Here is a 23,730-nt window from a genome sequence, read left to right as displayed (position 1 = left end):
TTGGGTCGACGGCCAAGGGGTGCCTGGCCAGCCGGTTGTCTATTCGCGCCCTACCTTAAGGGAGAGGCGCGTTTAGGTCGAGATTAAATGTTTGGCCGAGATCAGGCGAATACTCTTCAAGGAAAAGCACGCGCCTGGCCATCAGCGGTATTGGAGAAAGACGTTGTCACGGCCGAACTGGTCACGCAATGCCTGAATCAAGCCGTCAGCGGGATCAATTCGCCAGGTCTCGCCAAACTGCAGCATGGCCTTGGCGTCGTTGCCGGTGTACTCCATGGTTACCGGGCATGCACCACGGTGACGCTTGAGCAGGTCACCCAACCAGCGTAGCTGATCGCCCTTGAGTGCTTCGGTCTTGACCTTCAGGCGCAGGCTTTCGGCCAGGTTGGTACGCGCATCTTCCATGCTCATCACGCGCTTGATGCGCAGGCGCAGGCCGCCGGAGAAGTCGTCGTTGCTGACCTCCCCTTCCACCACCACCATGGCATCGGTCTGCAGCAGCGACTGGGCGGAGTGGAACGCGTCGGCAAACAGTGACGCTTCGATCCGGCCCGAGCGGTCGTCGAGGGTGATAAAACCCATCTTGTCGCCCTTCTTATTTTTCATCACCCGCAAGGCGATGATCATGCCGGCAACCGTCTGGGTATCTCGGGCCGGCTTCAGGTCGATGATGCGCTGACGGGCGAAACGGCGAATCTCACCCTCGTACTCGTCAATCGGGTGACCCGTGAGGTACAGGCCCAAGGTGTCTTTCTCACCCTTGAGACGTTCCTTGAGAGTCAACTCCTTGGCCTTGCGGTGGTTGGCATACACATCCGCATCTTCTTCGACGAACAGTCCGCCAAACAGGTCGGCGTGGCCGCTGTCATGGGTACGGGCAGTCTGTTCGGCGGCCTTGATCGCTTCTTCCATGGCGGTGAGCAACACCGCGCGGTTGCGGTCGATATTGGCCTGGTAAGCCTTCGGCTCATCATGGAAATACGGGCCGAGACGGTCCAGCGCACCGCTGCGGATCAAGCCATCGAGGGTGCGCTTGTTGATACGCTTGAGGTCAACCCGCGCGCAGAAGTCGAACAGATCCTTGAAAGGCCCGTCCTGACGCGCTTCGGTGATGGCTTCCACCGGCCCCTCACCTACGCCTTTGATCGCACCGAGGCCATAAATGATGCGGCCTTCGTCGTTCACCGTGAACTTGAACTCCGAGGCGTTCACGTCCGGCGCGTCGAGGCGCAGCTTCATGGTGCGCACTTCCTCGATCAAGGTCACGACCTTGTCGGTGTTGTGCATATCCGCCGAGAGTACCGCGGCCATGAACGGCGCCGGATAGTGGGCTTTCAACCAGGCGGTCTGGTACGAAACCAGGCCGTACGCGGCGGAGTGGGATTTGTTGAAGCCGTAACCGGCGAACTTCTCCACCAGGTCGAAGATGTTACCGGCCAGGTCCGCGTCAATATTGTTGGTGGCGCAGCCCTCGATGAAACCGCCGCGTTGCTTGGCCATTTCTTCGGGTTTCTTTTTACCCATGGCGCGACGCAGCATGTCCGCACCGCCGAGGGTGTAACCCGCCATCACCTGGGCGATCTGCATTACCTGTTCCTGATACAGGATGATGCCGTAGGTGGGCGCCAGTACCGGCTTGAGGCCTTCGTACTGGTAATCGGAATGCGGGTACGCCAGTTCGGCGCGGCCGTGCTTACGGTTGATAAAGTCATCCACCATGCCCGATTGCAGCGGCCCAGGACGGAACAGGGCCACCAATGCGATCAAGTCTTCCAGGCAGTCTGGCTTGAGCTTTTTGATCAGCTCCTTCATGCCGCGCGACTCAAGCTGGAACACTGCAGTGGTTTCGGCTTTTTGCAGCAGGCTGTAGGTCGGCTTGTCGTCCAGCGGGATAAAGGCGATATCCAGCGGTTCCTCGCCGACCTTGGCGCGGTCGCGGTTGATGGTCTTGAGCGCCCAGTCGATGATCGTCAGGGTGCGCAGGCCGAGGAAGTCGAACTTCACCAGGCCCGCCGCCTCCACGTCATCCTTGTCGAACTGGGTCACCAGGCCGCCGCCCTCTTCATCGCAGTAGATCGGCGAGAAGTCGGTCAGCTTGGTAGGCGCGATCACCACGCCACCGGCGTGTTTACCGACGTTACGCACCACGCCTTCGAGCTTGCGTGCCATGTCCCAGATTTCGGCGGCTTCTTCATCGACTTTGATAAAGTCGCGCAGAATCTCTTCCTGTTCGTAGGCTTTTTCCAGGGTCATGCCCACTTCGAACGGGATCATCTTCGACAGGCGGTCGGCCAGGCCGTAAGATTTGCCCTGCACCCGTGCCACGTCGCGGATAACTGCCTTGGCCGCCATGGAACCGAAGGTGATGATCTGGCTGACCGCATTGCGACCGTATTTTTCGGCCACGTATTCGATCACGCGGTCGCGACCGTCCATGCAAAAGTCGACGTCGAAGTCGGGCATGGAAACCCGTTCCGGGTTGAGGAAACGTTCGAACAGCAGGTCATATTCCAACGGGTCGAGGTCGGTGATCTTCTGCACGTACGCCACCAGCGAGCCAGCACCTGACCCCCGGCCCGGACCGACCGGTACGCCGTTGCTCTTGGCCCACTGGATAAAGTCCATCACGATCAGGAAGTAACCGGGGAACCCCATCTGAATGATGATATCCAGCTCGAAATTCAGCCGGTCGACGTAGACCTGGCGCTTGGCTTCGTAGTCTTCGGTGGTGTCCTTAGGCAGCAGCACGCTGAGCCGCTCTTCCAGGCCGTCGAACGACACCTTGCGGAAGTACTCGTCGATGGTCATGCCATCGGGTATCGGGAAGTTGGGCAGGAAGTGCTTGCCCAGCTTCACTTCGATATTGCAGCGCTTGGCGATCTCGACGGAGTTTTCCAAGGCCTCGGGCAAGTCGCTGAACAGCTCGGCCATTTCCTCGGCGCTTTTGAGGTACTGCTCTTCGCTGTAGTTCTTGGAGCGACGCGGGTCATCCAGGGCCCGGCCCTCGCCGATGCACACGCGGGTCTCGTGGGCCTCGAAATCTTCCTTCTTGATAAAACGCACATCGTTGGTTGCCACCAGCGGCGCGCCCAGCTTGTCGGCCAGGGCCACGGCGGCGTGCAGGTGCTCTTCATCGTTGGGGCGATTGGTGCGCTGCACTTCCAGGTAGAAGCGGTCAGGGAACACCTGCATCCACTCGCGGGCGAGCACTTCGGCTTCCTGCGGGTTGCCGCCGAGCAGCGCGATACCGATCTCGCCCTCTTTGGCGGCCGAGAGCATGATCAAGCCTTCGCTGGCTTGTGCGACCCACTCGCGCTCGATGATGATCGAGCCGTTGCGCTGACCATCGATGAAGCCACGGGAAATCAGTTCGGTCAGGTTGCGATAACCCACGCCGTTCATCGCCAGCAGGCTGATGCGGCTCAGGGGGTTATCCGGATCCTTGTTGGACAGCCACAGGTCGGCGCCGCAGATCGGCTTGATACCTGCGCCCATGGCGTTTTTGTAGAATTTGACCAGGGAACACATGTTGTTCTGGTCGGTAACCGCTACCGCTGGCATGTTCATGCCCACTAGGGTCTTGACCAGCGGTTTGATCCGTACGAGGCCGTCGACCAGGGAGTATTCAGTGTGCAGGCGTAGATGAACGAATGAAGCCGGCATAGTGATCCTGTGCAGTAACGTGGAAACAACAAGGCCCGGGATTGTACCGGGCCTTGAGCAAAACATCAGCCTCGCGACTACACCTCGCTGAGGCTCTCGCGCAGCTCATAAGCCTGGCGCACCGGGGCGAACGAGCGGCGATGGATCGGCGTAGGGCCGAGTCGCGCCAAGGCTTCCAGATGAACGGGCGTCGGGTAGCCTTTGTGACCGCCCATGCCGTAGCCGGGGTAAATCAAGTCGAACGCCGCCATTTCGCGGTCGCGGCTGACCTTGGCCAAAATCGACGCCGCCGCAATCGCCGGCACCTTGCTGTCGCCCTGGACCACGGCCTCAGCGCGCATCGCCAGCTGGGGGCAACGATTGCCGTCGATCATCGCCAGCCTGGGCGTGATATGCAGCCCTTCAACCGCACGTTGCATGGCAAGCATGGTGGCGTGCAGGATGTTCAGCGTATCGATTTCTTCCACTTCCGCCCGGGCGATATGCCAACTCAGGGCTTTCTCACAGATCTCGTCATAGAGTTTTTCACGGCGGGCTTCGGTGAGCTTTTTCGAGTCATTGAGACCAAGGATCGGACGGCTCGGGTCGAGAATCACTGCCGCCGTTACGACCGCACCGCACAGCGGGCCGCGCCCGACTTCGTCGACACCGGCGACCAGTTCGTGGGCCTGTGCAACCAGGCTGAAATCCAGGCCCATCTGCGTACTCATAAGGCTTCCTGTCTATGGCCGATCAAGTTCAACACGGCATCAGCCGCCTGGTTCGAGGCATCACGCCGCAGAGTGCGGTGAATAGCATCGAAACCACGGGTCTGCTCTTCGCCACCGTCAATCAAGGGTAGCAGCGTCTGTGCAAGTGCCTGGGGCGTAGCATCGTCCTGCAACAACTCCGGCACCAACAACCGTTGAGCCAGCAGATTGGGCAAAGAAATATACGGGCTCTTGACCATCCGCTTGAGAATCCAGAAGGTCAGCGGCGCCAGGCGATAGGCCACAACCATGGGACGCTTGTACAGCAAGGCTTCCAGGGTGGCGGTGCCCGAGGCGATCAGTACGGCATCGCATGCGGCCAGGGCCAGGTGCGACTGACCGTCGAGCAGGGTCAACGGCAGGTTGCGCCCCTCAAGCAGTGTTTCGATTTGTGCGCGACGCTGCGGGCTCGCGCACGGCAGCACAAAACGAATCCCCGGCTTGAGCGCTTGCAGACGTTCAGCGGCATCAAAAAACAGGCCGCCCAGGCGCCCGACTTCACCGCCCCGGCTACCCGGCATCAGCGCGACCAGCGGGCCGTCGGGCAACCCCAGTTCGGCACGCGCTGCGGCACGGTCGGCCTGCAAAGGAATGGCATCGGCCAGGGTATGCCCGACAAACCGCACCGGCACGCCCTTCTCTTCGTAGAACCGCGCTTCGAACGGCAGCAGGGTCAGCATCAAGTCGCAGCCTTCACGAATCTTGAGCACGCGCTTTTGCCGCCACGCCCACACGGACGGGCTGACATAGTGCACCGTCTTGATCCCGGCCTGGCGCAACTTAAGTTCAATGTTGAGGGTGAAGTCCGGGGCATCGATACCGATAAAGACGTCGGGCTTTTCTTCGATCAACGTCTTGATCAGTAGCTTGCGACGCGCGAGCAACTCACGCAGGCGCCCCAGTACTTCTACCAAACCCATGACCGACAAGCGCTCCATCGGAAAGTAGGAGGTGAGGCCTTCGGCCTGCATCAATGGGCCGCCGACGCCGATGAATTCAATGGCAGGGTGCTGGACCTTGAGGGCCCGCATCAGGCCGGCACCGAGAATATCGCCGGAAGCTTCGCCGGCGACCAGTGCGATACGCAACTTGGCCATGGTCAGCGGGTGATGCCGCGAGTCGACGCCTGGATCGAGTCACGAAACACCGCGACTTCCGGGAACGACGCTGCCGGCTCGGCCAGTTCGGTCAGGGCCTGCTCAACCGTCAGCCCTTGACGGTAAACCGTCTTGTAGGCGCGGCGCAGGGCTTGGATCGCGTCGTCGCTGAAGCCGCGACGGCGCATCCCTTCAAAATTCATGCTGCGGGCTTCAGCGGGGTTGCCGAACACCGTGACGAATGCAGGGACATCCTTGCCAATGGCGGTGCCCATGCCGGAAAAGCTGTGGGCGCCGATATGGCAATATTGGTGCACCAAGGTAAAACCGGACAGGATCGCCCAGTCGTCCACATGCACATGCCCAGCCAAGGCGGTGTTGTTGACCAGGATGCAGTGGTTACCGATCACGCTATCGTGGCCGATATGGGCATAGGCCATCACCAGGTTGTGATCCCCCAGCGTGGTCTCGGCCCGATCCTGCACCGTGCCACGGTGGATGGTCACGCCTTCACGGATGATGTTGTGGTCACCGATTACCAGGCGCGTTTCTTCACCCTTGTACTTCATGTCCGGCGTGTCTTCGCCTACCGAGGAAAACTGGTAGATGCGATTGTGTTTGCCAATGCGGGTCGGACCCTTAAGGATCACGTGCGGCCCGATGACAGTCCCCTCGCCGATTTCCACACCTGCGCCGACAATCGACCAAGGGCCGACCTCAACGTCGGCGGCCAGTACGGCCGACGGATCGATGATTGCGCGAGGGTCAATCAAACTCATAGTTTGCGTTCCGCGCAGATGATCTCGGCAGAGCACACCGGCTTGCCATCCACCGAGGCCTGGCATTCGAACTTCCAGATCTGGCGCTTGCAACTGATGAACTTGGCTTCCAGGATCAACTGGTCACCCGGGGTGACCGGATTGCGAAAACGCAACTTGTCGGAGCCCACGAAATAGTAAAGCGTGCCGTCGGCAGGCTTGAGGTCGAGCATTTTGAAACCAAGGATACCGGCAGCCTGGGCCATTGCTTCAATGATCAACACGCCCGGCATGATGGGATGCGCAGGAAAGTGACCATTGAAAAACGGTTCGTTGATGCTGACATTCTTGTAGGCACGAATGCGCTTTTCCTCAACATTGAGGTCCACTACACGGTCCACCAGCAGGAACGGGTAACGGTGAGGCAGGTATTCGCGAATCTCGTTGATGTCCATCATTTCGGGGGGAAGCCTGTAATAAAGATTGGGGGCGGGCGGACTAAAAGCACGCCCCGCTAGCAAATCAAGGAGGCAGTCTAGCGGCTGTGCACACTTGATATGGAAATGGTATCAGCCTTCTGATGAAGCATTACCGCCAGGGGTCACGTCTGCAACACGCTTTTCCAGCTGTTTGAGACGTCGCGCCATGTCGTCGAGCTGCCTCAGACGTGCTGCGCTCTTGCGCCATTCAGCCGCTGGCTGCATGGCGGTACCGGATGAATAAGCCCCTGGCTCGGTAATCGAGTGAGTGACCATGGTCATGCCGGTGATGAAGACGTTGTCGCAAATATCGATATGCCCCACCAGCCCCACGCCACCGGCGAGCATGCAATGCTTGCCGATTTTGGTGCTGCCGGAAATCCCCACGCAGGCAGCCATGGCGGTGTGATCGCCAATCTGCACGTTGTGGGCGATCTGAATCTGGTTGTCGAGCTTCACGCCGTTGCCAATCACGGTATCGGCCAGGGCCCCGCGATCGACAGCAGTGTTGACACCGATCTCTACGTCGTCGCCGATCAACACGCCGCCCACCTGGGCGATCTTGTGCCAGACACCCTTGGCATTGGCAAAGCCGAAGCCCTCACCGCCAATTACCGCGCCCGACTGAATGACCACCCGCTGCCCAATACGCACATCGTGGTAAAGGGTAACGCGAGGAGCCAGCCAGCCATCGGCACCGATTACGCAACGCGCGCCGATAAAGCAATGCGCGCCGACGGTGACGCCAGCACCAATACGGGCGCCACTCTCGATCACGGCAAAGGCGCCAATGCTGGCCGCAGGGTCGACCTGGGCATCCTCGGCGATCACTGCTGTCGGGTGAATACCGCCAGCCGCCTTAGGCTTGGGATCGAACAGGTGCGATGCTTTCGCGTAGCACAGGTAGGGGTCGTCCACTACCAGCGCATCCCCGATAAACCCTTCGGCGTCCGCGGCCTTCAGCAACACGGCTGCGGCTTGGCAATCGACCAGGTATTTACGGTATTGAGGATTTGCGAGGAAGCTCAACTGAGCTGGGCCAGCCTCCTGCAAGGTGGCTAGCCCAGTAATGTCTCTCTCCGGGGAACCACGCAAGGTGGCCCCCAGGAACTCGGCCAACTCGCCGAGCTTGATGGTCGCGGTCATGGTTTACTTCAGCTGATTCATGCGCTCGATCACCTGGCGGGTGATGTCGTATTGAGGCTTGACGTCAATCACGGCGCCACGCTCGAACACTAGGTCAAAGGCACCCTTCTTGATGACTTCTTCCACAGCGCTGTCGAGTTTCGGCTTGAGCTGCTTGAGCATTTCGCGGTCAGCAACTGCTTTGGCTTCGTTCAGTTCCTTGGATTGGAACTGGTAGTCACGGGCCTTTTGCTTGAATTCAAGCTCCAGACGCTCGCGCTCGCCTTGCTGCATCTTGTCACCACCGGCAACGAGACGGTCCTGGATGCCTTTGGCACTGCTTTCCAGAGTTTTGAGCTTGGTCAGTTGCGGACCGAATTTCTTTTCTGCATCCACGGCGTACTTCTTGGCCGCGTCAGATTCCAGCAGGGCCATCTGATAGTTCAGCACGGCGATTTTCATTTCGGCGAAGGCCGGGGTGGTTACCAGCACAGTGGCCAGCAGGACCAATTGAGTCAACTTACGCACGATGTACTCCTACAGAATCCGTTGTCGTTATCTTAGGTCAGACGCTTAGAACGTCTGGCCAAGGGAGAATTGGAAAATCTGGGTTTCAGCGTTATCCGGTTTCTTGATCGGCATGGCCAGAGCAAAGCTCAACGGGCCCAACGCAGTCACCCAGGTCACACCCACGCCCACGGAGCTGGCCATATTGCTCAGGCTCACGTCGTTGCACTGGGTGTTGGACTTCAAGCCACTTGGGTTCTTGATCTGCTCGCACTTGGAGTCGAACACGTTACCCACGTCCCAGAAGACCGAGGTGCGCAGGGAACGCTGGTCCTTGATGAACGGCAGCGGGAACAGAATCTCCGCACCACCCTGGATCAGCACGTTACCACCGAACGGAAGCGGGTCGTTGTCCGAGTCAGGTTCCGTGCCCTGGTTACCAGTAAACGCTTGACCACGACTCGGCGTACCACGAGGACCCAAGGTGCTGTCCTTGAAGCCACGTACCGAGTTGAAACCGCCCGCATAGTAGTTCTCATAGAACGGCAAGCCATTGGTCGAACCATAACCGTCGCCATAGCCCAGCTCGGTGTGCAGGCGCATGGTGTAGTTATCGCTCAACGGCTGGAACAACTGGCCACGGTAGTCGAGCTTGAAGAACGACAGGTCGCTGCCCGGCGTAGTGACTTCCGCAGTCAGGCTCTGGGAATGGCCACGGGTTGCCAGTACGCCTTTGTTCAGGGTCGACTCGGACCAGCCGGCAGACGCCTTGAAGTTCAGGAACTTGTCGCCTTCACGACGGGTGAAGTCGAAAATTTCATCCACGGTGTAGACACCGGTCTTGATCTCATCCTGCTGCGCGGTCAGGCCGAAGGTCAGGCGCGAGGTCTCACTGATCGGATAACCCACGTTGACGCCGGCACCGAGGCTGTCGATCGCATAGCTTGCAACGTCGACGTCGAGGTCTTTGTAGTCGGTGGTGCGGTAGAAGGCGTTGTAGCCCAGGCTCACACCGTCTGCAGTCCAGTAGGGGTCGGTGTAGCCGAAGTTGTATCGGCTCTGGTATTCGCTTCGGGTCAGGCCGATGGACACACGGTTACCGGTACCGAGGAAGTTGTTCTGGGTGATGGAACCGCCCAGGATCAAACCCGCGCTCTGTGCGAAACCGACACTGGCGGTGATCGAACCCGAGGCTTGCTCTTCAACGGCGTAGTTCACGTCGACCTGGTCATCCACACCCGGTACGGCCGGGGTTTCGACGTTGACTTCCTTGAAGAAGCCCAGGCGCTCAAGACGGGTCTTGGATTGGTCGATCAGGTAAGTCGACGCCCAACCGCCTTCCATCTGGCGCATTTCACGGCGCAGCACTTCGTCCGAGGACTTGGTGTTGCCACGGAAGTTGATGCGGTTGACGTAGGCACGCTTGCCCGGATCGACGACGAAGGTGATGTCCACGGTGTGGTCTTCATCGTTCGGGGTCGGCACGCCGTTGACGTTGGCAAAGGTATAGCCTTCGTTACCCAGGCGACGGGTGATCAGCTCCGAGGTGGTGGTCATCAGCTTGCGCGAGAACACCTGGTCTTTCTGGACCAGCAACAGGGACTTGACCTGGTCTTCAGGCACTTTCAAGTCACCGCTGAGCTTGACGTCACGAACCTTGTACTTCTCGCCTTCGTTGACGTTGACAGTAATGTAGACGTGCTTCTTGTCCGGGGTGATGGACACCTGGGTCGAAGCGATGTCCATGTTGATGTAGCCACGGTCCAGGTAGTAGGAGCGCAGGCGTTCCAGGTCACCGGACAGTTTTTCACGGGCGTACTTGTCATCGTTCTTGAAGAACGACAACCAGTTGGTGGTCTTGAGTTCGAACAGGTCGATCAGGTCCTCATCCGCGAACTTGGTATTGCCCACCACGTTGATGTGCTGGATGGCCGCCACGGTGCCTTCGTTGATATTGACCTTCAGGCCTACGCGGTTACGCGGCTGTGGGATGACTTCCGTCTCCACGCTTGCCGAGTAGCGGCCCTGGGCAACGTACTGGCGTTGCAGCTCGTTACGCACACCTTCAAGGGTGGCGCGCTGGAAGATCTCGCCCTCGGCCAGGCCCGACTGCTTCAACCCCTTCATCAGGTCTTCAGTGGAGATAGCCTTGTTACCTTCGATCGTGATGCTCGCGACGGAAGGCCGCTCGACGACGGTGATAACCAGGACGTTGCCTTCGCGACCCAGTTGGATATCTTGAAAGAACCCGGTTTTGAACAGCGCACGAGTGGATTCCACCAGGCGACGATCATCAGCCTGTTCCCCGACGTTCAACGGCAAGGCACCAAAGACGCTACCCGCGGAAACCCGCTGGAGGCCGTTGACGCGAATATCGGAGATGGTGAAGGACTCGGCGTGAACTTCGGCGATCATCAATACGGTGAGAACCGCAGTTAGCAGCAGACGTTTCATGAAGTCCTTTCTTATTCCAACTGGCAATAAACAAACTGCCGCAAAATGCGGCAGATTCGCAATTCAGCGAAGCGTTACAGTCGTCCCAGATCGTTGACCAGAGCTAACAACATCACTCCGACCACCAAACTGATACCGATCTGTATCCCCCAACCCTGCACCCGATCCGACAAGGGGCGACCACGCACCCACTCGACCAGATAAAACAGCAGATGCCCCCCATCCAACACTGGAATGGGCAGCAAATTCAGAACTCCAAGGCTGATACTCAGATAAGCCAGGAAATTCAGGAAATCCGCGACACCCGACTGGGCAGAAGCGCCCGCCACTTTAGCAATGGTTATCGGTCCACTCAAGTTTTTTACCGAGAGCTCGCCGAACAACATTTTCTTCAGGGATTCGAGGGTCAGCACGCTCATGGTCCAAGTGCGTTTAGCACCCTCGCCAATCGCTGCCAACGGCCCGAAGCTGATCTCTCGCACCATCGATGGCGGCCACTCGACACCTTTGACCCCGGCACCCAGGTAACCCCCGGCAGCCTTGGCCTCACCACGCACCGACAAGGTCACAGGGACGTCGATTTGAGCACCTTCGCGCTCAACTTTCAGCACAATTTTCGTATCAGGGCGTACACGTACCAGGTCGACCACTTGCTGCCAGTCGCCCAGCGCCTGGCCGTCAAGGGCCAACAACCGGTCGCCGGTTTTCAGGCCTGCGGCCTGGGCCGGGCCTTTAGGGTCCAGTTCGGCGAGTACCGGCGGCAACGCCGGACGCCATGGACGAATACCCAGGGACTTGATCGGATCCGGCTCGTCAGCGCCTTGAAGCCAATGGTCCAAAGCCAGCTCACGCGGGCTTTCGGCACTGGAGTCCGGCTCACGCACCACCACATTGACGCTGCCGCTCTCACCCAGCCGCCGCACCAACTGCAAATTGACCGCGCCCCAACCCGTGGTGGGCTCGCCATCAATGGAAACAATTTCCTGGCCTGCCACCAGCCCGGCCTTGGCCGCCATACTGCCCGTCTCGACCGCGCCGATGACCGGACGCACTTGCTGGCTGCCCAGCATGGCAAGGACCCAGAAGAACACCATCGCCAACAGGAAATTGGCAATCGGGCCGGCAGCGACGATGGCGATGCGCTGACGAACGGTCTTGCGGTTGAAGGATTGATCCAACTGGTCCGCAGGGACTTCGCCTTCGCGCTCATCGAGCATCTTCACATAGCCACCCAGCGGGATGGCTGCAATCACGAACTCGGTACCCTGACGATCATGCCAGCGAACCAGCGGCATGCCGAAACCGACGGAAAAGCGCAATACCTTGACGCCGCAACGACGCGCCACCCAGAAGTGGCCGAATTCGTGGAAGGTAACCAGCACACCCAGAGCAACCAGGGTGCCGACAATCATGTAGAGCGCACTCATCTAATTTCTCCGCATTTCAATCCAATGCCTGAAGGCGCTTACCCGCTTACAGCCTGACGCGCGTTGCGGCCCAGCCATTGCTCGGCCAGGGCCCGAGCCTTTGTATCCGCCTCGAACACGGCCCCCAGGTCATCCACAGCCACAACCGGCTCAGAATCCAGAACGTCCTCGATGATACTCGCGATCTGCGGAAAGCGGATGCGCCGTTCGAGAAACGCCGCCACGGCCACTTCATTGGCTGCATTGAGCATGGCTGGCGCACTGTTGCCCGCCTCAGCTGCTTGCCGGGCCAGACGCAGGCACGGGAAGCGCTGTTCGTCCGGCGCCTGGAAATCCAGGCGCGCGATGGCAAACAGGTCCAATGGCGCCACACCGGAATCAATCCGCTCCGGCCAAGCCAGGGCATTGGCGATCGGCGTGCGCATATCCGGGTTGCCCAATTGCGCCAGTACCGAGCCGTCCACGTAATCCACCAGGGAATGAATCACACTTTGCGGGTGAATCACCACCTCCACCTGATCAGGCCGCGCATCGAACAACCAGCACGCCTCGATCAGTTCCAGCCCTTTATTCATCATGCTCGCCGAATCCACGGAGATTTTGCGCCCCATGGACCAGTTCGGGTGCGCGCACGCCTGGTCGGGCGACACATGCTCCAGCTCATCCACCGGAGTCTGCCGGAAGGGACCACCGGACGCCGTCAGTAAAATCCGGCGCACGCCGACCTGGCCCAGGCCGCGGGCAAAATCAGCGGGCATGCACTGGAAGATCGCGTTGTGCTCGCTGTCCAGGGGCAACAGGACCGCCCCACTCTTGCGCACGGCCTGCATAAAGAGCGCGCCGGACATGACCAGGGCTTCTTTATTGGCCAGCAGGATTTTCTTGCCCGCATCGACGGCAGCCAGTGTGGGGCGCAAACCCGCTGCGCCGACAATAGCTGCCACGACCGTATCCACTTCGGCGTCCGCAGACACCTGGCACAGCCCCTCCTCGCCCACCAGCACCTGGGTGGCAAGGCCGGCGGCCCGCAGATCATCCTGCAGGCTTCGCGCGGCAGCGGCCTGCGGCACCACGGCAAAGCGCGGCGAATGACGCACGCATAACGCCAGCAGTTCATTCATGCGTGTAAAGCCAGTCAGGGCGAAAACCTGGTAACGATCGGGGTGACGGGCGATGACATCCAGGCTGCTCAGCCCGACCGAGCCCGTCGCTCCAAGCACGGTGACCTGCTGCAGACGGCTCACGAAGCGATCATCCACAGCAACACGGCAAAGATCGGCAACGCGGCGGTGAGGCTGTCGATACGGTCCAGCACACCACCGTGACCTGGCAGCAGATTGCTGCTGTCCTTGATCCCGGCCTGGCGCTTGAACATGCTCTCGGTGAGGTCGCCCACCACCGAAATGAATACCACCACGGCGGTCCCCAACAGGGCGAGGACAATCTCTTTCACCGACCAGTCGCGCCACACACCGACCGCCAGCGCAATCAGCAGCGTCAAGGCCAGCCCGCCGTATACGCCTTCCCAGCTCTTGCCTGGGCTGACGGCCGGCGCCAGCTTGCGCTTGCCAAAGGCACGGCCTGAAAAGTAGGCACCAATGTCAGCGCCCCAGACCAGCACCATGACCGCCAGGATCAATTCGTTGCCATTCGGGAAACGCTTGATTTCCACCAAGCCTTGCCAGGCCGGCAGCAGGATCAGCAAGCCAATCACCAACTTGCAGGCCACACTGGACCATTGACCGCTGGTGCGTGGATAGGTCAGCACCAGGAACGTCGCCAATGCCCACCACAGTACCGACGCCCCCAGCACCCAGGGCGCGATATCGGGCAGGATGTACATCAGGAACAGCAACAGCGCGACGATCGCGGCGTACGCCACGCGTGGCAATTGGTCGCTGAAGCCCGCCAGACGTGCCCATTCCCATGCGCCGAGGGTTACCACCAGGCCGATGAACAGTGCAAAGCCGGAACCCTCGAGCAGGAAAAAACCACACAAGGCAATCGGCAGCAGTATCAGTGCTGTGATGATTCGTTGTTTAAGCATTTAAACCCGGGCTCCAGCTTCGATCTGCTCGCTCGTTTTACCGAAGCGACGCTGACGGGAAGCGAAATCGGCCAGCGCATTGCGCATGGCATCGTGTTTGAAGTCCGGCCAGAACAGGTCGGAGAAATACAACTCGGTATAGGCTAGCTGCCACAGCAGGAAATTGCTGATGCGGTGCTCACCACCGGTACGGATGCACAAGTCTGGCAACGGCAGGTCGCCGGTCACCAGGCAGGTTTGCAGCAGTTCGGGCGTGATGTCGTCGGGCCGCAGATGACCGGCCTGCACTTCGCGGGCCAGCCGTTGCGCAGCCTGGGCGATATCCCATTGGCCGCCGTAGTTGGCCGCGATTTGCAGCACGAAACGGTTGCTGCCGGCCGTGATAGCCTCGGCTTCACGCATGGCTGCCTGCAGCTCCGGATGGAACCGGGAACGGTCACCAATGATGCGCAGGCTGATGCCGTTGTCATTGAGGCGCTTGGCCTCGCGCCGCAGCGCCTTGAAGAACAGGTCCATCAAGGCACTCACTTCTTCGGCGGGCCGCTGCCAGTTCTCGCTGGAAAAGGCAAACAGCGTCAGCACTTCGACCTTGGCCTCGGCGCACACTTCGATGACAGCGCGCACCGCATCGACACCCGCTTTATGCCCGGCAACACCGGGCATAAAGCGTTTTTTCGCCCAGCGATTATTCCCATCCATGATGATCGCGACATGGCGCGGCACCACAGAGGGCACAGTCTGCTTGGTCTTTTCCATGAAGGCGTCCTGACCCCTTATACGGCCATCAGGTCCTTTTCTTTTTCTTCGGTGGCCTTGGTGATCTGGGCCTCCGCATCCTTGGTCAGCTTATCGATATCGGCAACGGCACGGCGCTCTTCGTCTTCGCTGATTTCCTTGTCCTTGACCAGCTTCTTCAGGTCACCCAAGGCATCGCGACGGATGTTGCGCACGGCAACCCGTGCATCTTCAGCCGCGCTGCGCGCCTGCTTGGTGAAGCCCTTGCGGGTCTCTTCGGTCAGGGCAGGCATGGAAATCAACAACAACTCGCCCAAGTTGGTCGGGTTGAGGTTCAAGCCGGCACTCTGGATAGCTTTGTCGACCGCCCCGAGCATGTTGCGCTCGAAGGCCACGACCTGCAGGGTGCGCGAGTCTTTTACGGTGATGTTGGCCACCTGGGTAATGGAGGTGTCCGTACCGTAGTAGGGCACCATCACGCTGCCCAGGATGCTTGGGTGAGCCTTGCCCGTGCGAATCTGACCAAATGCATGGTTCAGCGATTCCAGGGATTTGTGCATACGCGCTTGGGCGTCTTTCTTGATTTCGTTGATCATTGTTGGCCTTCCTCGATCAGAGTCCCTTCTGCGCCGCCGTGTACGATATTCAGCAGGGCGCCGGGCTTGTTCATGTTAAATACGCGCAGCGGCATCTTGTGGTCGCGGCACAGACAGATAGCCGTCAGGTCCATCACACCCAGCTTGCGATCCAGCACTTCATCGTAGGTCAGATGATCGAACTTCTCGGCATGCGGGTCTTTGAATGGATCTGCAGTGTATACGCCATCCACCTTGGTCGCCTTCAACACCACGTCTGCGTCGATTTCGATAGCACGCAGGCATGCGGCCGAATCGGTGGTGAAGAATGGGTTACCGGTGCCCGCGGCAAAGATCACCACTTCCTTGGCGTTCAGGTGGCGCATGGCTTTGCGGCGATCGTAGTGATCGGTCACACCGACCATGGAAATAGCCGACATCACGATGGCCGAGATATTGGCACGCTCCAGGGCGTCACGCATGGCCAGGGCGTTCATCACAGTGGCCAGCATGCCCATGTGGTCGCCAGTGACCCGATCCATGCCGGCAGCACTCAGTGCCGCGCCGCGGAACAGGTTGCCACCACCGATCACCAGGCCCACCTGAACACCGATACCGACCAGTTGGCCGACTTCGAGCGCCATGCGGTCAAGTACCTTGGGGTCGATCCCGAACTCTTCCGAGCCCATCAGGGCCTCGCCGCTGAGCTTGAGTAGAATGCGTTTATAGCGAGCCTGATAACCACTGCCCTGCTGAGCCATTGCGAATCTCTCCTGCGGCGTATTTTTTAAAAAATTCTTGGCGAGCCGTTTACGGCTTGCGTTCACTCTAGCTGGACGCCATCACAGCGCCATCGGAACACGGCTTTGTAAGCCAGTTCCGAGGGGAAGCCAAATAAATTCGCCTTCCCATTTGAAAAGAGGCTGCGCGCGTGAGCGGGCAGCCTCTTTCGGGCGACAGTTGAAAACTGTCTTATTGCTTGGCGGCAGCCAGCTGGGCAGCAACTTCTTCAGCGAAGTTGTCGACCGGCTTCTCGATACCGTCGCCTACTTTGAAGTAAGTGAAGGAAACGATTTCAGCACCGGCTTTCTTGGCCAGTTCGCCAACCTTGATTTCAGGGTTCTTGACGAACGCCTGCTCAACCAGGCTTGCTTCAGCCAGGAACTTGCTGATACGGCCTTTGACCATGTTCTCAACAATGTTTTCTGGCTTGCCTTTGATTTTTTCTTCGTTCAGCTGCAGGAACACAGCTTTTTCACGCTCGATCGCTTCGGCAGAAACTTCCGAAGGCAACAGGAACTCAGGGTTGCTGGCCGCTACGTGCATAGCGATGTCTTTGGCCAGTTCAACGTTGCCGCCTTTCAGGACAACTGCAACACCGATCTTGTTGCCGTGCAGGTAACCACCTACCACGTCACCTTCAACGCGCACCAGGCGACGGATGTTGACGTTTTCGCCAACCTTGCCGACCAGTACCAGGCGATCTGCTTCTTGAGCTTCGATCAGCGGAGCGGCGTCAGTCAGTTTGTCGGCGAACGCTTTTTCAACGCTGGCGGCAACAAATGCCTTGAAGTCGTCCTGCAGAGCCAGGAAGTCGGTCTGCGAGTTCACTTCCAGCAGTACCGCGGACTTGCCGTCTTCTTTCAGAGCGATGGCGCCTTCAGCAGCCACGTTGCCTGCTTTCTTGGCGGCCTTGATGGCGCCGGAAGCACGCATGTCGTCAATGGCTTTTTCGATGTCGCCGTCGGCCTTTTCCAGGGCCTTCTTGCAATCCATCATGCCTTCGCCGGTACGCTCACGCAGTTCTTTAACCAACGCTGCAGTAATTGCTGCCATTTTCAAATTCCTCTTGGATAGGTTTTCAACCATTCCACCCGATCGAACGGGGGATCAATTCTTCCCGAATATCCGTTGTAGGCTGCTGCACGTTACAGAGCAACGATGCGCCGCCACAAGTGGGCGCCAACAAATGGTTTTCGAGGTGGCAAAAAGGGGGCCAAGCCCCCTTTTTGCTTACTGAGTCAACGCCAGGGCGTCAATTACTCAGCTGCGGCTACCGGAGCTTCTTCAACGAACTGCTCGGTACCGCCAGCAACGTGGTTGCGACCACGGATTACAGCGTCAGCCATCGAACCCATGTACAGCTGGATAGCGCGGATTGCGTCATCGTTGCCTGGGATGATGTAGTCAACGCCATCCGGGCTGCTGTTGGTATCGACTACGCCGATAACAGGGATGCCCAGCTTGTTGGCTTCGGTGATCGCGATGCGCTCGTGATCAACGTCGATAACGAACAGTGCGTCAGGCAGACCGCCCATGTCCTTGATACCACCCAGGGAACGATCGAGCTTTTCCAGGTCGCGAGTGCGCATCAGCGCCTCTTTCTTGGTCAGCTTGGCGAAAGTACCGTCTTCGGCTTGCACTTCAAGGTCACGCAGACGCTTGATGGAAGCACGGATGGTTTTGAAGTTGGTCAGCATGCCGCCCAACCAGCGGTGATCGACGTACGGCGAACCGCAACGTGCTGCTTCTTCAGCAACGATCTTGCCAGCGGAACGCTTGGTGCCGACGAACAGGATCTTGTTTTTGCCCTGGGCCAGGCGCTCTACGAAAGTCAAAGCTTCGTTGAACATTGGCAGGGTTTTTTCAAGGTTGATAATGTGGATCTTGTTACGCGCGCCGAAAATGTATTTGCCCATTTTCGGGTTCCAGTAACGGGTCTGGTGACCGAAGTGCACACCGGCCTTCAGCATATCGCGCATGTTGACTTGGGACATGATAGTTCCTTAATAAGTCGGGTTTGGCCTCCACGTATCCCAATGACCAACCAGCGGCTTCAAGGCCTCCGGCACCCAGGTCATCGTGTCGACACGTGTGTGGATTTAAGCTCTGCGGGGCATCCCCGGAAAGCGGCGCATTTTATACCACAGCAAGGGCGAAAACGGAACCCGCAATCACATTTGCCGCAAGCTTCCCTGTTCCAACCCTTTGAATGGCGCCGACATACCCCCACTCTATAGAGAGAAGCGATCGTCAGGGGCTCATGGTTTGTCGCCCGCGTCTGTTAGAATCGCGTTTTTTTGTGGCGTGTGCGAAGTGTCGCACGCCCGTGAACCGTATTGATTTCAGCGCGTCGCGCTAGAGAGAGCCTGTATGACCGTTAGTTTGAAAACCGCCGAAGACATCGCCGGCATGCGCATCGCCGGCAAACTGGCCGCCGACGTGCTGGAAATGATCGCCGAACACGTCAAGCCCGGCGTCACCACCGAAGAACTGAACCAGATCTGCCATGACTATATCGTCAATGTGCAAAAGGCCATCCCAGCCCCACTGAACTACAAAGGCTTTCCCAAGTCGATCTGCACCTCGGTCAACCACGTCGTGTGCCACGGGATCCCGGGTGACAAGCCGTTGAAGGACGGCGACACCCTGAACATCGACGTCACCGTGATCAAGGACCGCTACTTCGGCGACACCAGCCGCATGTTCCACGTCGGCAACGTGCCGGTCTGGGCCGAGCGCCTGTCCCAGGTGACCCAGGAATGCATGTACAAGGCCATCGAGATCGTCAAGCCAGGCTGCCGCCTGGGCGATATCGGTGAAGTGATCCAGAAGCACGCCGAAAAGAATGGCTTCTCGGTGGTGCGCGAGTTCTGCGGCCATGGCATCGGTACCGTGTTCCATGAAGAGCCGCAGATCCTGCACTACGGCCGCGCCGGCACCGGCATGGAACTCAAGGCCGGCATGACCTTTACCATCGAACCGATGATCAACCAAGGCAAGGCCGATACCAAGGTGCTGGGCGACGGCTGGACCGCCATCACCAAGGACCGCAAACTCTCGGCCCAGTGGGAGCACACCCTGCTGGTCACCGAAACCGGCTACGAGATTTTCACCCTGCGCGCCGACGACACGATTCCACGCACATCGGATGCTGCTTCGGCTTAGGGATTACTCAGGTTTTCCCCCACTGTTTTGTGAATGACTGATAGATAGAAAGGAAAGCCGATCGATGCCCCAGGTGGATCCCGAACTCTTCGACCGTGGCCAGTTCCAGGCCGAACTGGCGCTGAAGGCAAGCCCTATCGCCGCGTTCAAGAAGGCGATCCGCCAGGCCCGCGAGGTGCTCGATGAGCGCTTTCGCAGCGGCCGCGACATACGCCGGCTGATCGAGGACCGCGCCTGGTTCGTCGACAATATCCTGCAAAAAGCCTGGGAACAGTTCAGCTGGAGCAGCGAGGCGGATATCGCCCTGGTCGCGGTCGGCGGCTACGGCCGTGGTGAGTTGCACCCCTACTCCGACATCGACCTGCTGATTCTCCTGGACAGCGCCGACCATGAGATTTTTCGCGATTCCATCGAGCGGTTTCTGACGCTGTTGTGGGACATCGGCCTGGAAGTCGGCCAGAGCGTACGCTCGGTGGACGAATGCGCCGAAGAGGCTCGCGCCGACCTGACCGTCATCACCAACCTGATGGAAAGCCGCACCATCGCCGGCCCCGAGCGCCTGCGCCAACGCATGCTCGAAGTCACCAACACCGCACACATGTGGCCGAGCAAGGATTTTTTCCTGGCCAAGCGTGCCGAGCAAAAGGCGCGGCACCACAAATACAACGACACCGAATACAACCTGGAACCCAACGTCAAAGGCTCGCCAGGCGGGCTGCGCGATATCCAGACGATTTTGTGGGTAGCCCGTCGCCAGTACGGCACCCTGAACCTGCGCGCCCTCGCCGGCGAAGGCTTTCTGGTGGAGAGCGAAAACGCGCTGCTGGCCTCGTCCCAGGAGTTCCTGTGGAAAGTGCGCTACGCTCTGCACATGCTTGCCGGGCGCTCGGAAGACCGCCTGCTGTTCGACCACCAGCGCTCCATCGCGACCCTGTTGGGTTTTGAAGGCGAAGACGCGAAGACCAGCATCGAAAGCTTCATGCAGCAGTACTACCGGGTAGTGATGAGCATTGCCCAGCTCAGCGACCTGATCATCCAGCACTTCGAAGAAGTGATCCTGGCCCCCGAAGACGAAGCGCCGCCACAACCGATCAATTCGCGCTTCCAGCTGCACGACGGTTACATCGAGGCGCGCAACGACAACGTATTCCGCCGCACGCCGTTCGCCATGCTGGAAATCTTCGTGCTGATGGCCCAGCAGCCGGAAATCAAAGGCGTGCGCGCCGATACCATTCGCCTGCTGCGGGAAAACCGTCATCTGATCGACGATGAGTTTCGTCATGACATCCGCAACACCAGCCTGTTTATCGAACTGTTCAAGTGCAAGATCGGCATCCACCGCAACCTGCGGCGCATGAACCGCTACGGCATCCTCGGGCGCTACCTGCCGGAGTTCGGCTTTATCGTCGGGCAGATGCAGCACGACCTGTTCCACATCTATACCGTGGACGCCCACACCCTGAACCTGATCAAGCACTTGCGTAAGTTGCAGTACACCCAGGTGTCAGAGAAATTCCCACTGGCCAGCAAGCTCATGGCCAAGCTGCCCAAGCCAGAGCTGATCTACCTGGCCGGCCTGTACCACGACATCGGCAAGGGCCGGCATGGCGACCATTCGGAGATCGGCGCGGTGGATGCCGAAGCGTTCTGCCAACGCCACCAATTGCCGTTGTGGGACAGCCGCCTGATCGTCTGGCTGGTGCAGAACCACCTGGTGATGTCGACCACCGCCCAGCGCAAGGACTTGTCCGACCCGCAAGTGATCCACGACTTCGCGCAGATCGTCGGCGATGAAACCCGCCTCGACTACCTCTACGTGCTGACCGTCTCCGACATCAACGCCACCAACCCGACGTTATGGAACTCCTGGCGCGCCAGCCTGTTGCGCCAGTTGTACACCGAGACCAAGCGCGCCCTGCGCCGCGGCCTGGAAAACCCGGTAGACCGCGAAGAGCAGATCCGCCGCACCCAAAGCGCGGCCCTGGATATCCTGGTGCGCGGCGGCAACGACCCGGACGATGTCGAACAACTGTGGTCGCAACTGGGTGACGATTATTTCCTGCGCCACACCGCCGGCGATGTCGCCTGGCACACCGACGCCATCCTTCAACAGCCGGCCGATGGCGGCCCGCTGGTCCTGATCAAGGAAACCACCCAGCGCGAATTCGAAGGCGGCACGCAGATTTTTATCTACGCGCCGGACCAACATGACTTCTTCGCCGTAACCGTGGCGGCCATGGACCAGCTCAACCTGAACATTCATGACGCGCGGGTGATCACCTCCAGCAGCCAGTTCACCCTCGACACCTATATTGTGCTCGACACCGAAGGCGACTCGATTGGCGACAATCCGGTGCGTGTGAAGAAGATCCGCGAAGGCCTGACCGAAGCCCTGCGCAACCCGGATGATTACCCGACCATCATCCAGCGCCGGGTACCGCGCCAGCTCAAGCACTTTGCCTTTGCGCCGCAGGTGACGATCTCCAACGACGCCCAGCGCCCGGTAACCGTGCTGGAGCTCAGCGCGCCGGATCGGCCAGGTCTGCTGGCACGCATCGGCGGGATTTTCCTGGAGTTCGACCTGTCGCTGCAGAACGCCAAGATTGCGACCCTCGGCGAGCGCGTGGAAGACGTGTTCTTCATCACCGACGCCGATAACCAGCCGCTGTCCGACCCTGAGCTGTGCCGCCGTTTGCAGGATGCGATCGTGGAGCAATTGAGCGTGACCCAGGAACCCGGCGTCGCGCTGACGCGCCTGACCCTATGAACACCGGCGTATGTGGGAGGGGCTTACTCCCGATAGCATTGGATCAGATAAAGATCAGCTGACTGACACAACGCAATCGGGAGCAAGCCCCCTCCCACATTGAATTTCCGCCGGCAACCAGACCGCGTGCCGACAACTGAATTGACGAGACTTGCGATGAACAACGCCCTGAACCAGCTGCAGCCTTACCCATTCGAGAAACTGCGCGCCCTGCTCGGCAGTGTCACCCCCAACCCGGCCAAACGCCCGATTGCCCTGTCGATTGGCGAGCCCAAGCACAAATCACCGAGTTTCGTGGCCGAGGCGCTGAGCAACAACCTGGACCAGATGGCGGTGTACCCGACCACACTGGGCATCCCCGCATTACGCGAGGCCATTGGCGCCTGGTGCGAGCGCCGCTTCAACGTACCTGCAGGCTGGCTGGACCCGGCGCGCAATATCCTGCCGGTCAACGGCACACGCGAGGCGCTGTTCGCCTTTACCCAGACCGTGGTCAATCGCGGTGACGACGCGCTGGTGGTGAGCCCGAACCCGTTCTACCAGATCTACGAAGGCGCCGCGTTCCTCGCCGGTGCCAAGCCGCATTACCTGGCGTGCCTGGACACCAATGGGTTCAACCCGGACTTCGATGCCGTGTCGCCGGACATCTGGAAACGTTGCCAGATCCTGTTCCTGTGCTCCCCGGGCAACCCGACCGGCGCGCTGATTCCGGTAGACACCCTGAAAAAGCTGATCGCCCTGGCCGATGAATACGATTTCGTGATCGCCGCCGACGAGTGCTACAGCGAGCTGTACTTCGATGAGCAAACCCCGCCGCCAGGCCTGCTGAGCGCCTGTGTCGAACTGGGTCGCCAGGACTTCAAGCGTTGCGTGGTGTTCCACAGCCTGTCCAAGCGCTCCAACCTGCCGGGCCTGCGTTCGGGCTTTGTCGCTGGCGATGCTGAGATTCTCAAGGCTTTCCTGCTGTATCGCACCTATCACGGCTGCGCAATGCCGGTGCAAACCCAACTGGCCAGCATCGCCGCCTGGCAGGACGAAGCGCACGTACAGGCCAACCGTGACCTGTATCGCGAGAAGTTCGACGCAGTGCTGGCGATCCTCAAACCGGTGCTGGACGTGCAAAGCCCGGACGGTGGCTTTTATTTGTGGCCGAATGTGAACGGGGACGATGCTGCTTTCTGCCGTGATTTGTTCGTGGAGGAACATGTGACGGTGGTACCGGGCTCTTACCTGTCCCGCGAAGTGGATGGCTTCAACCCAGGCGCCGGGCGTGTGCGCCTGGCATTGGTTGCACCGCTGGCCGAATGTGTCGAAGCGGCTGGGCGGATTCGCGATTTCATCCAGCGCCGCGGTTGAGACACAAGCCGCTCCCAACGGGGCGGCCTCCAGCGTTGTTTCT

General features: G+C 59.5%; 19 protein-coding genes. 3 read left to right on the top strand and 16 right to left on the bottom strand.

What is annotated here, in order from left to right:
- Positions 1-141: 141 nt before the first annotated feature.
- The 16 genes from dnaE to rpsB form a co-directional block, all read right to left on the bottom strand.
- Entirely contained in the window at positions 142-3,663 is a 3,522-nt protein-coding gene (gene dnaE / locus C4J91_RS06735; protein ID WP_124361618.1) for a DNA polymerase III subunit alpha, read from the bottom strand.
- Positions 3,664-3,740: 77 nt separating this feature from the next.
- A complete protein-coding gene (rnhB, locus tag C4J91_RS06730; RefSeq protein WP_124361617.1) occupies positions 3,741-4,373 on the bottom strand; it encodes a ribonuclease HII in 633 nt (210 codons plus the stop codon).
- Complete coding sequence (lpxB, locus tag C4J91_RS06725) at positions 4,370-5,509, bottom strand: lipid-A-disaccharide synthase (protein WP_124361616.1); 1,140 nt, start codon at positions 5,507-5,509, stop codon at positions 4,370-4,372. The genes rnhB and lpxB overlap by 4 nt, the downstream gene beginning before the upstream one ends.
- 2 nt (positions 5,510-5,511) lie before the next feature.
- Positions 5,512-6,288 carry an acyl-ACP--UDP-N-acetylglucosamine O-acyltransferase gene (gene lpxA / locus C4J91_RS06720; protein WP_124361615.1) on the bottom strand — a complete coding sequence of 259 codons (777 nt, stop codon included), beginning with the start codon at positions 6,286-6,288 and terminating at the stop codon, positions 5,512-5,514.
- The gene (fabZ, locus tag C4J91_RS06715; RefSeq protein WP_003172281.1) at positions 6,285-6,725 is read right to left on the bottom strand and encodes a 3-hydroxyacyl-ACP dehydratase FabZ; all 441 of its coding nucleotides are present in this window, start codon (positions 6,723-6,725) and stop codon (positions 6,285-6,287) included. The genes lpxA and fabZ overlap by 4 nt, the downstream gene beginning before the upstream one ends.
- Before the next feature lie 111 nt (positions 6,726-6,836).
- The gene (gene lpxD / locus C4J91_RS06710) at positions 6,837-7,892 is read right to left on the bottom strand and encodes a UDP-3-O-(3-hydroxymyristoyl)glucosamine N-acyltransferase (RefSeq protein WP_124361614.1); all 1,056 of its coding nucleotides are present in this window, start codon (positions 7,890-7,892) and stop codon (positions 6,837-6,839) included.
- Between the two features lie 3 nt (positions 7,893-7,895).
- A complete protein-coding gene (locus C4J91_RS06705; protein WP_003172279.1) occupies positions 7,896-8,399 on the bottom strand; it encodes an OmpH family outer membrane protein in 504 nt (167 codons plus the stop codon).
- Between the two features lie 45 nt (positions 8,400-8,444).
- The gene (gene bamA / locus C4J91_RS06700) at positions 8,445-10,832 is read right to left on the bottom strand and encodes an outer membrane protein assembly factor BamA (protein ID WP_124361613.1); all 2,388 of its coding nucleotides are present in this window, start codon (positions 10,830-10,832) and stop codon (positions 8,445-8,447) included.
- Positions 10,833-10,906: 74 nt separating this feature from the next.
- A complete protein-coding gene (gene rseP, locus C4J91_RS06695; protein WP_124361612.1) occupies positions 10,907-12,259 on the bottom strand; it encodes a sigma E protease regulator RseP in 1,353 nt (450 codons plus the stop codon).
- 38 nt (positions 12,260-12,297) lie between these two features.
- On the bottom strand, positions 12,298-13,503 hold the full coding sequence (ispC, locus tag C4J91_RS06690) for a 1-deoxy-D-xylulose-5-phosphate reductoisomerase (protein ID WP_124361611.1): 1,206 nt from the start codon (positions 13,501-13,503) through the stop codon (positions 12,298-12,300).
- The gene (locus tag C4J91_RS06685; RefSeq protein ID WP_124361610.1) at positions 13,500-14,306 is read right to left on the bottom strand and encodes a phosphatidate cytidylyltransferase; all 807 of its coding nucleotides are present in this window, start codon (positions 14,304-14,306) and stop codon (positions 13,500-13,502) included. The genes ispC and C4J91_RS06685 overlap by 4 nt, the downstream gene beginning before the upstream one ends.
- Positions 14,307-15,062, bottom strand: a complete 756-nt coding sequence (gene uppS, locus C4J91_RS06680) for a polyprenyl diphosphate synthase (RefSeq protein ID WP_057723202.1) — start codon at positions 15,060-15,062, stop codon at positions 14,307-14,309.
- Positions 15,063-15,079: 17 nt separating this feature from the next.
- Positions 15,080-15,637 carry a ribosome recycling factor gene (gene frr / locus C4J91_RS06675; RefSeq protein ID WP_124361609.1) on the bottom strand — a complete coding sequence of 186 codons (558 nt, stop codon included), beginning with the start codon at positions 15,635-15,637 and terminating at the stop codon, positions 15,080-15,082.
- A complete protein-coding gene (gene pyrH / locus C4J91_RS06670; protein ID WP_003172271.1) occupies positions 15,634-16,377 on the bottom strand; it encodes a UMP kinase in 744 nt (247 codons plus the stop codon). Before pyrH ends, frr begins: the two co-directional genes overlap by 4 nt.
- A 211-nt stretch (positions 16,378-16,588) precedes the next feature.
- Positions 16,589-17,452 (bottom strand): translation elongation factor Ts, encoded by an 864-nt coding sequence (gene tsf / locus C4J91_RS06665; protein ID WP_124361608.1) that lies wholly within the window; start codon positions 17,450-17,452, stop codon positions 16,589-16,591.
- 203 nt (positions 17,453-17,655) lie between these two features.
- On the bottom strand, positions 17,656-18,393 hold the full coding sequence (gene rpsB / locus C4J91_RS06660) for a 30S ribosomal protein S2 (RefSeq protein ID WP_048719953.1): 738 nt from the start codon (positions 18,391-18,393) through the stop codon (positions 17,656-17,658).
- Positions 18,394-18,769: 376 nt separating this feature from the next.
- On the opposite strand from rpsB, the gene map reads away from it, so the two are divergent.
- The 3 genes from map (at position 18,770) to dapC (ending at position 23,687) form a co-directional block, all read left to right on the top strand.
- Entirely contained in the window at positions 18,770-19,564 is a 795-nt protein-coding gene (gene map / locus C4J91_RS06655) for a type I methionyl aminopeptidase (RefSeq protein ID WP_124361607.1), read from the top strand.
- Between the two features lie 64 nt (positions 19,565-19,628).
- Positions 19,629-22,331, top strand: a complete 2,703-nt coding sequence (locus tag C4J91_RS06650; protein ID WP_124361606.1) for a [protein-PII] uridylyltransferase — start codon at positions 19,629-19,631, stop codon at positions 22,329-22,331.
- Between the two features lie 156 nt (positions 22,332-22,487).
- Positions 22,488-23,687: a succinyldiaminopimelate transaminase gene (gene dapC, locus C4J91_RS06645; protein WP_124361605.1), complete on the top strand. Its 1,200-nt coding sequence runs from the start codon at positions 22,488-22,490 to the stop codon at positions 23,685-23,687.
- Positions 23,688-23,730 lie beyond the last annotated feature (43 nt).

It is taken from the genome of Pseudomonas sp. R3-52-08 (genome assembly GCF_003851745.1).
In the GTDB taxonomy this organism is placed as follows: domain Bacteria; phylum Pseudomonadota; class Gammaproteobacteria; order Pseudomonadales; family Pseudomonadaceae; genus Aquipseudomonas.
Note: the sequence above shows the minus strand (reverse complement) of the source record. Positions and strands in the feature narration are given on the sequence as shown.

Coding starts and splice junctions, on each gene's coding strand:
- dnaE (WP_124361618.1), bottom strand. CDS start 3,663: ATGCCGGCTTCATTCGTTCATCTACGCCTGCACACTGAATACTCCCTG.
- rnhB (WP_124361617.1), bottom strand. CDS start 4,373: ATGAGTACGCAGATGGGCCTGGATTTCAGCCTGGTTGCACAGGCCCAC.
- lpxB (WP_124361616.1), bottom strand. CDS start 5,509: ATGGCCAAGTTGCGTATCGCACTGGTCGCCGGCGAAGCTTCCGGCGAT.
- lpxA (WP_124361615.1), bottom strand. CDS start 6,288: ATGAGTTTGATTGACCCTCGCGCAATCATCGATCCGTCGGCCGTACTG.
- fabZ (WP_003172281.1), bottom strand. CDS start 6,725: ATGATGGACATCAACGAGATTCGCGAATACCTGCCTCACCGTTACCCG.
- lpxD (WP_124361614.1), bottom strand. CDS start 7,892: ATGACCGCGACCATCAAGCTCGGCGAGTTGGCCGAGTTCCTGGGGGCC.
- bamA (WP_124361613.1), bottom strand. CDS start 10,832: ATGAAACGTCTGCTGCTAACTGCGGTTCTCACCGTATTGATGATCGCC.
- rseP (WP_124361612.1), bottom strand. CDS start 12,259: ATGAGTGCGCTCTACATGATTGTCGGCACCCTGGTTGCTCTGGGTGTG.
- C4J91_RS06685 (WP_124361610.1), bottom strand. CDS start 14,306: ATGCTTAAACAACGAATCATCACAGCACTGATACTGCTGCCGATTGCC.
- uppS (WP_057723202.1), bottom strand. CDS start 15,062: ATGGAAAAGACCAAGCAGACTGTGCCCTCTGTGGTGCCGCGCCATGTC.
- frr (WP_124361609.1), bottom strand. CDS start 15,637: ATGATCAACGAAATCAAGAAAGACGCCCAAGCGCGTATGCACAAATCC.
- pyrH (WP_003172271.1), bottom strand. CDS start 16,377: ATGGCTCAGCAGGGCAGTGGTTATCAGGCTCGCTATAAACGCATTCTA.
- tsf (WP_124361608.1), bottom strand. CDS start 17,452: ATGGCAGCAATTACTGCAGCGTTGGTTAAAGAACTGCGTGAGCGTACC.
- rpsB (WP_048719953.1), bottom strand. CDS start 18,393: ATGTCCCAAGTCAACATGCGCGATATGCTGAAGGCCGGTGTGCACTTC.
- map (WP_124361607.1), top strand. CDS start 18,770: ATGACCGTTAGTTTGAAAACCGCCGAAGACATCGCCGGCATGCGCATC.
- C4J91_RS06650 (WP_124361606.1), top strand. CDS start 19,629: ATGCCCCAGGTGGATCCCGAACTCTTCGACCGTGGCCAGTTCCAGGCC.
- dapC (WP_124361605.1), top strand. CDS start 22,488: ATGAACAACGCCCTGAACCAGCTGCAGCCTTACCCATTCGAGAAACTG.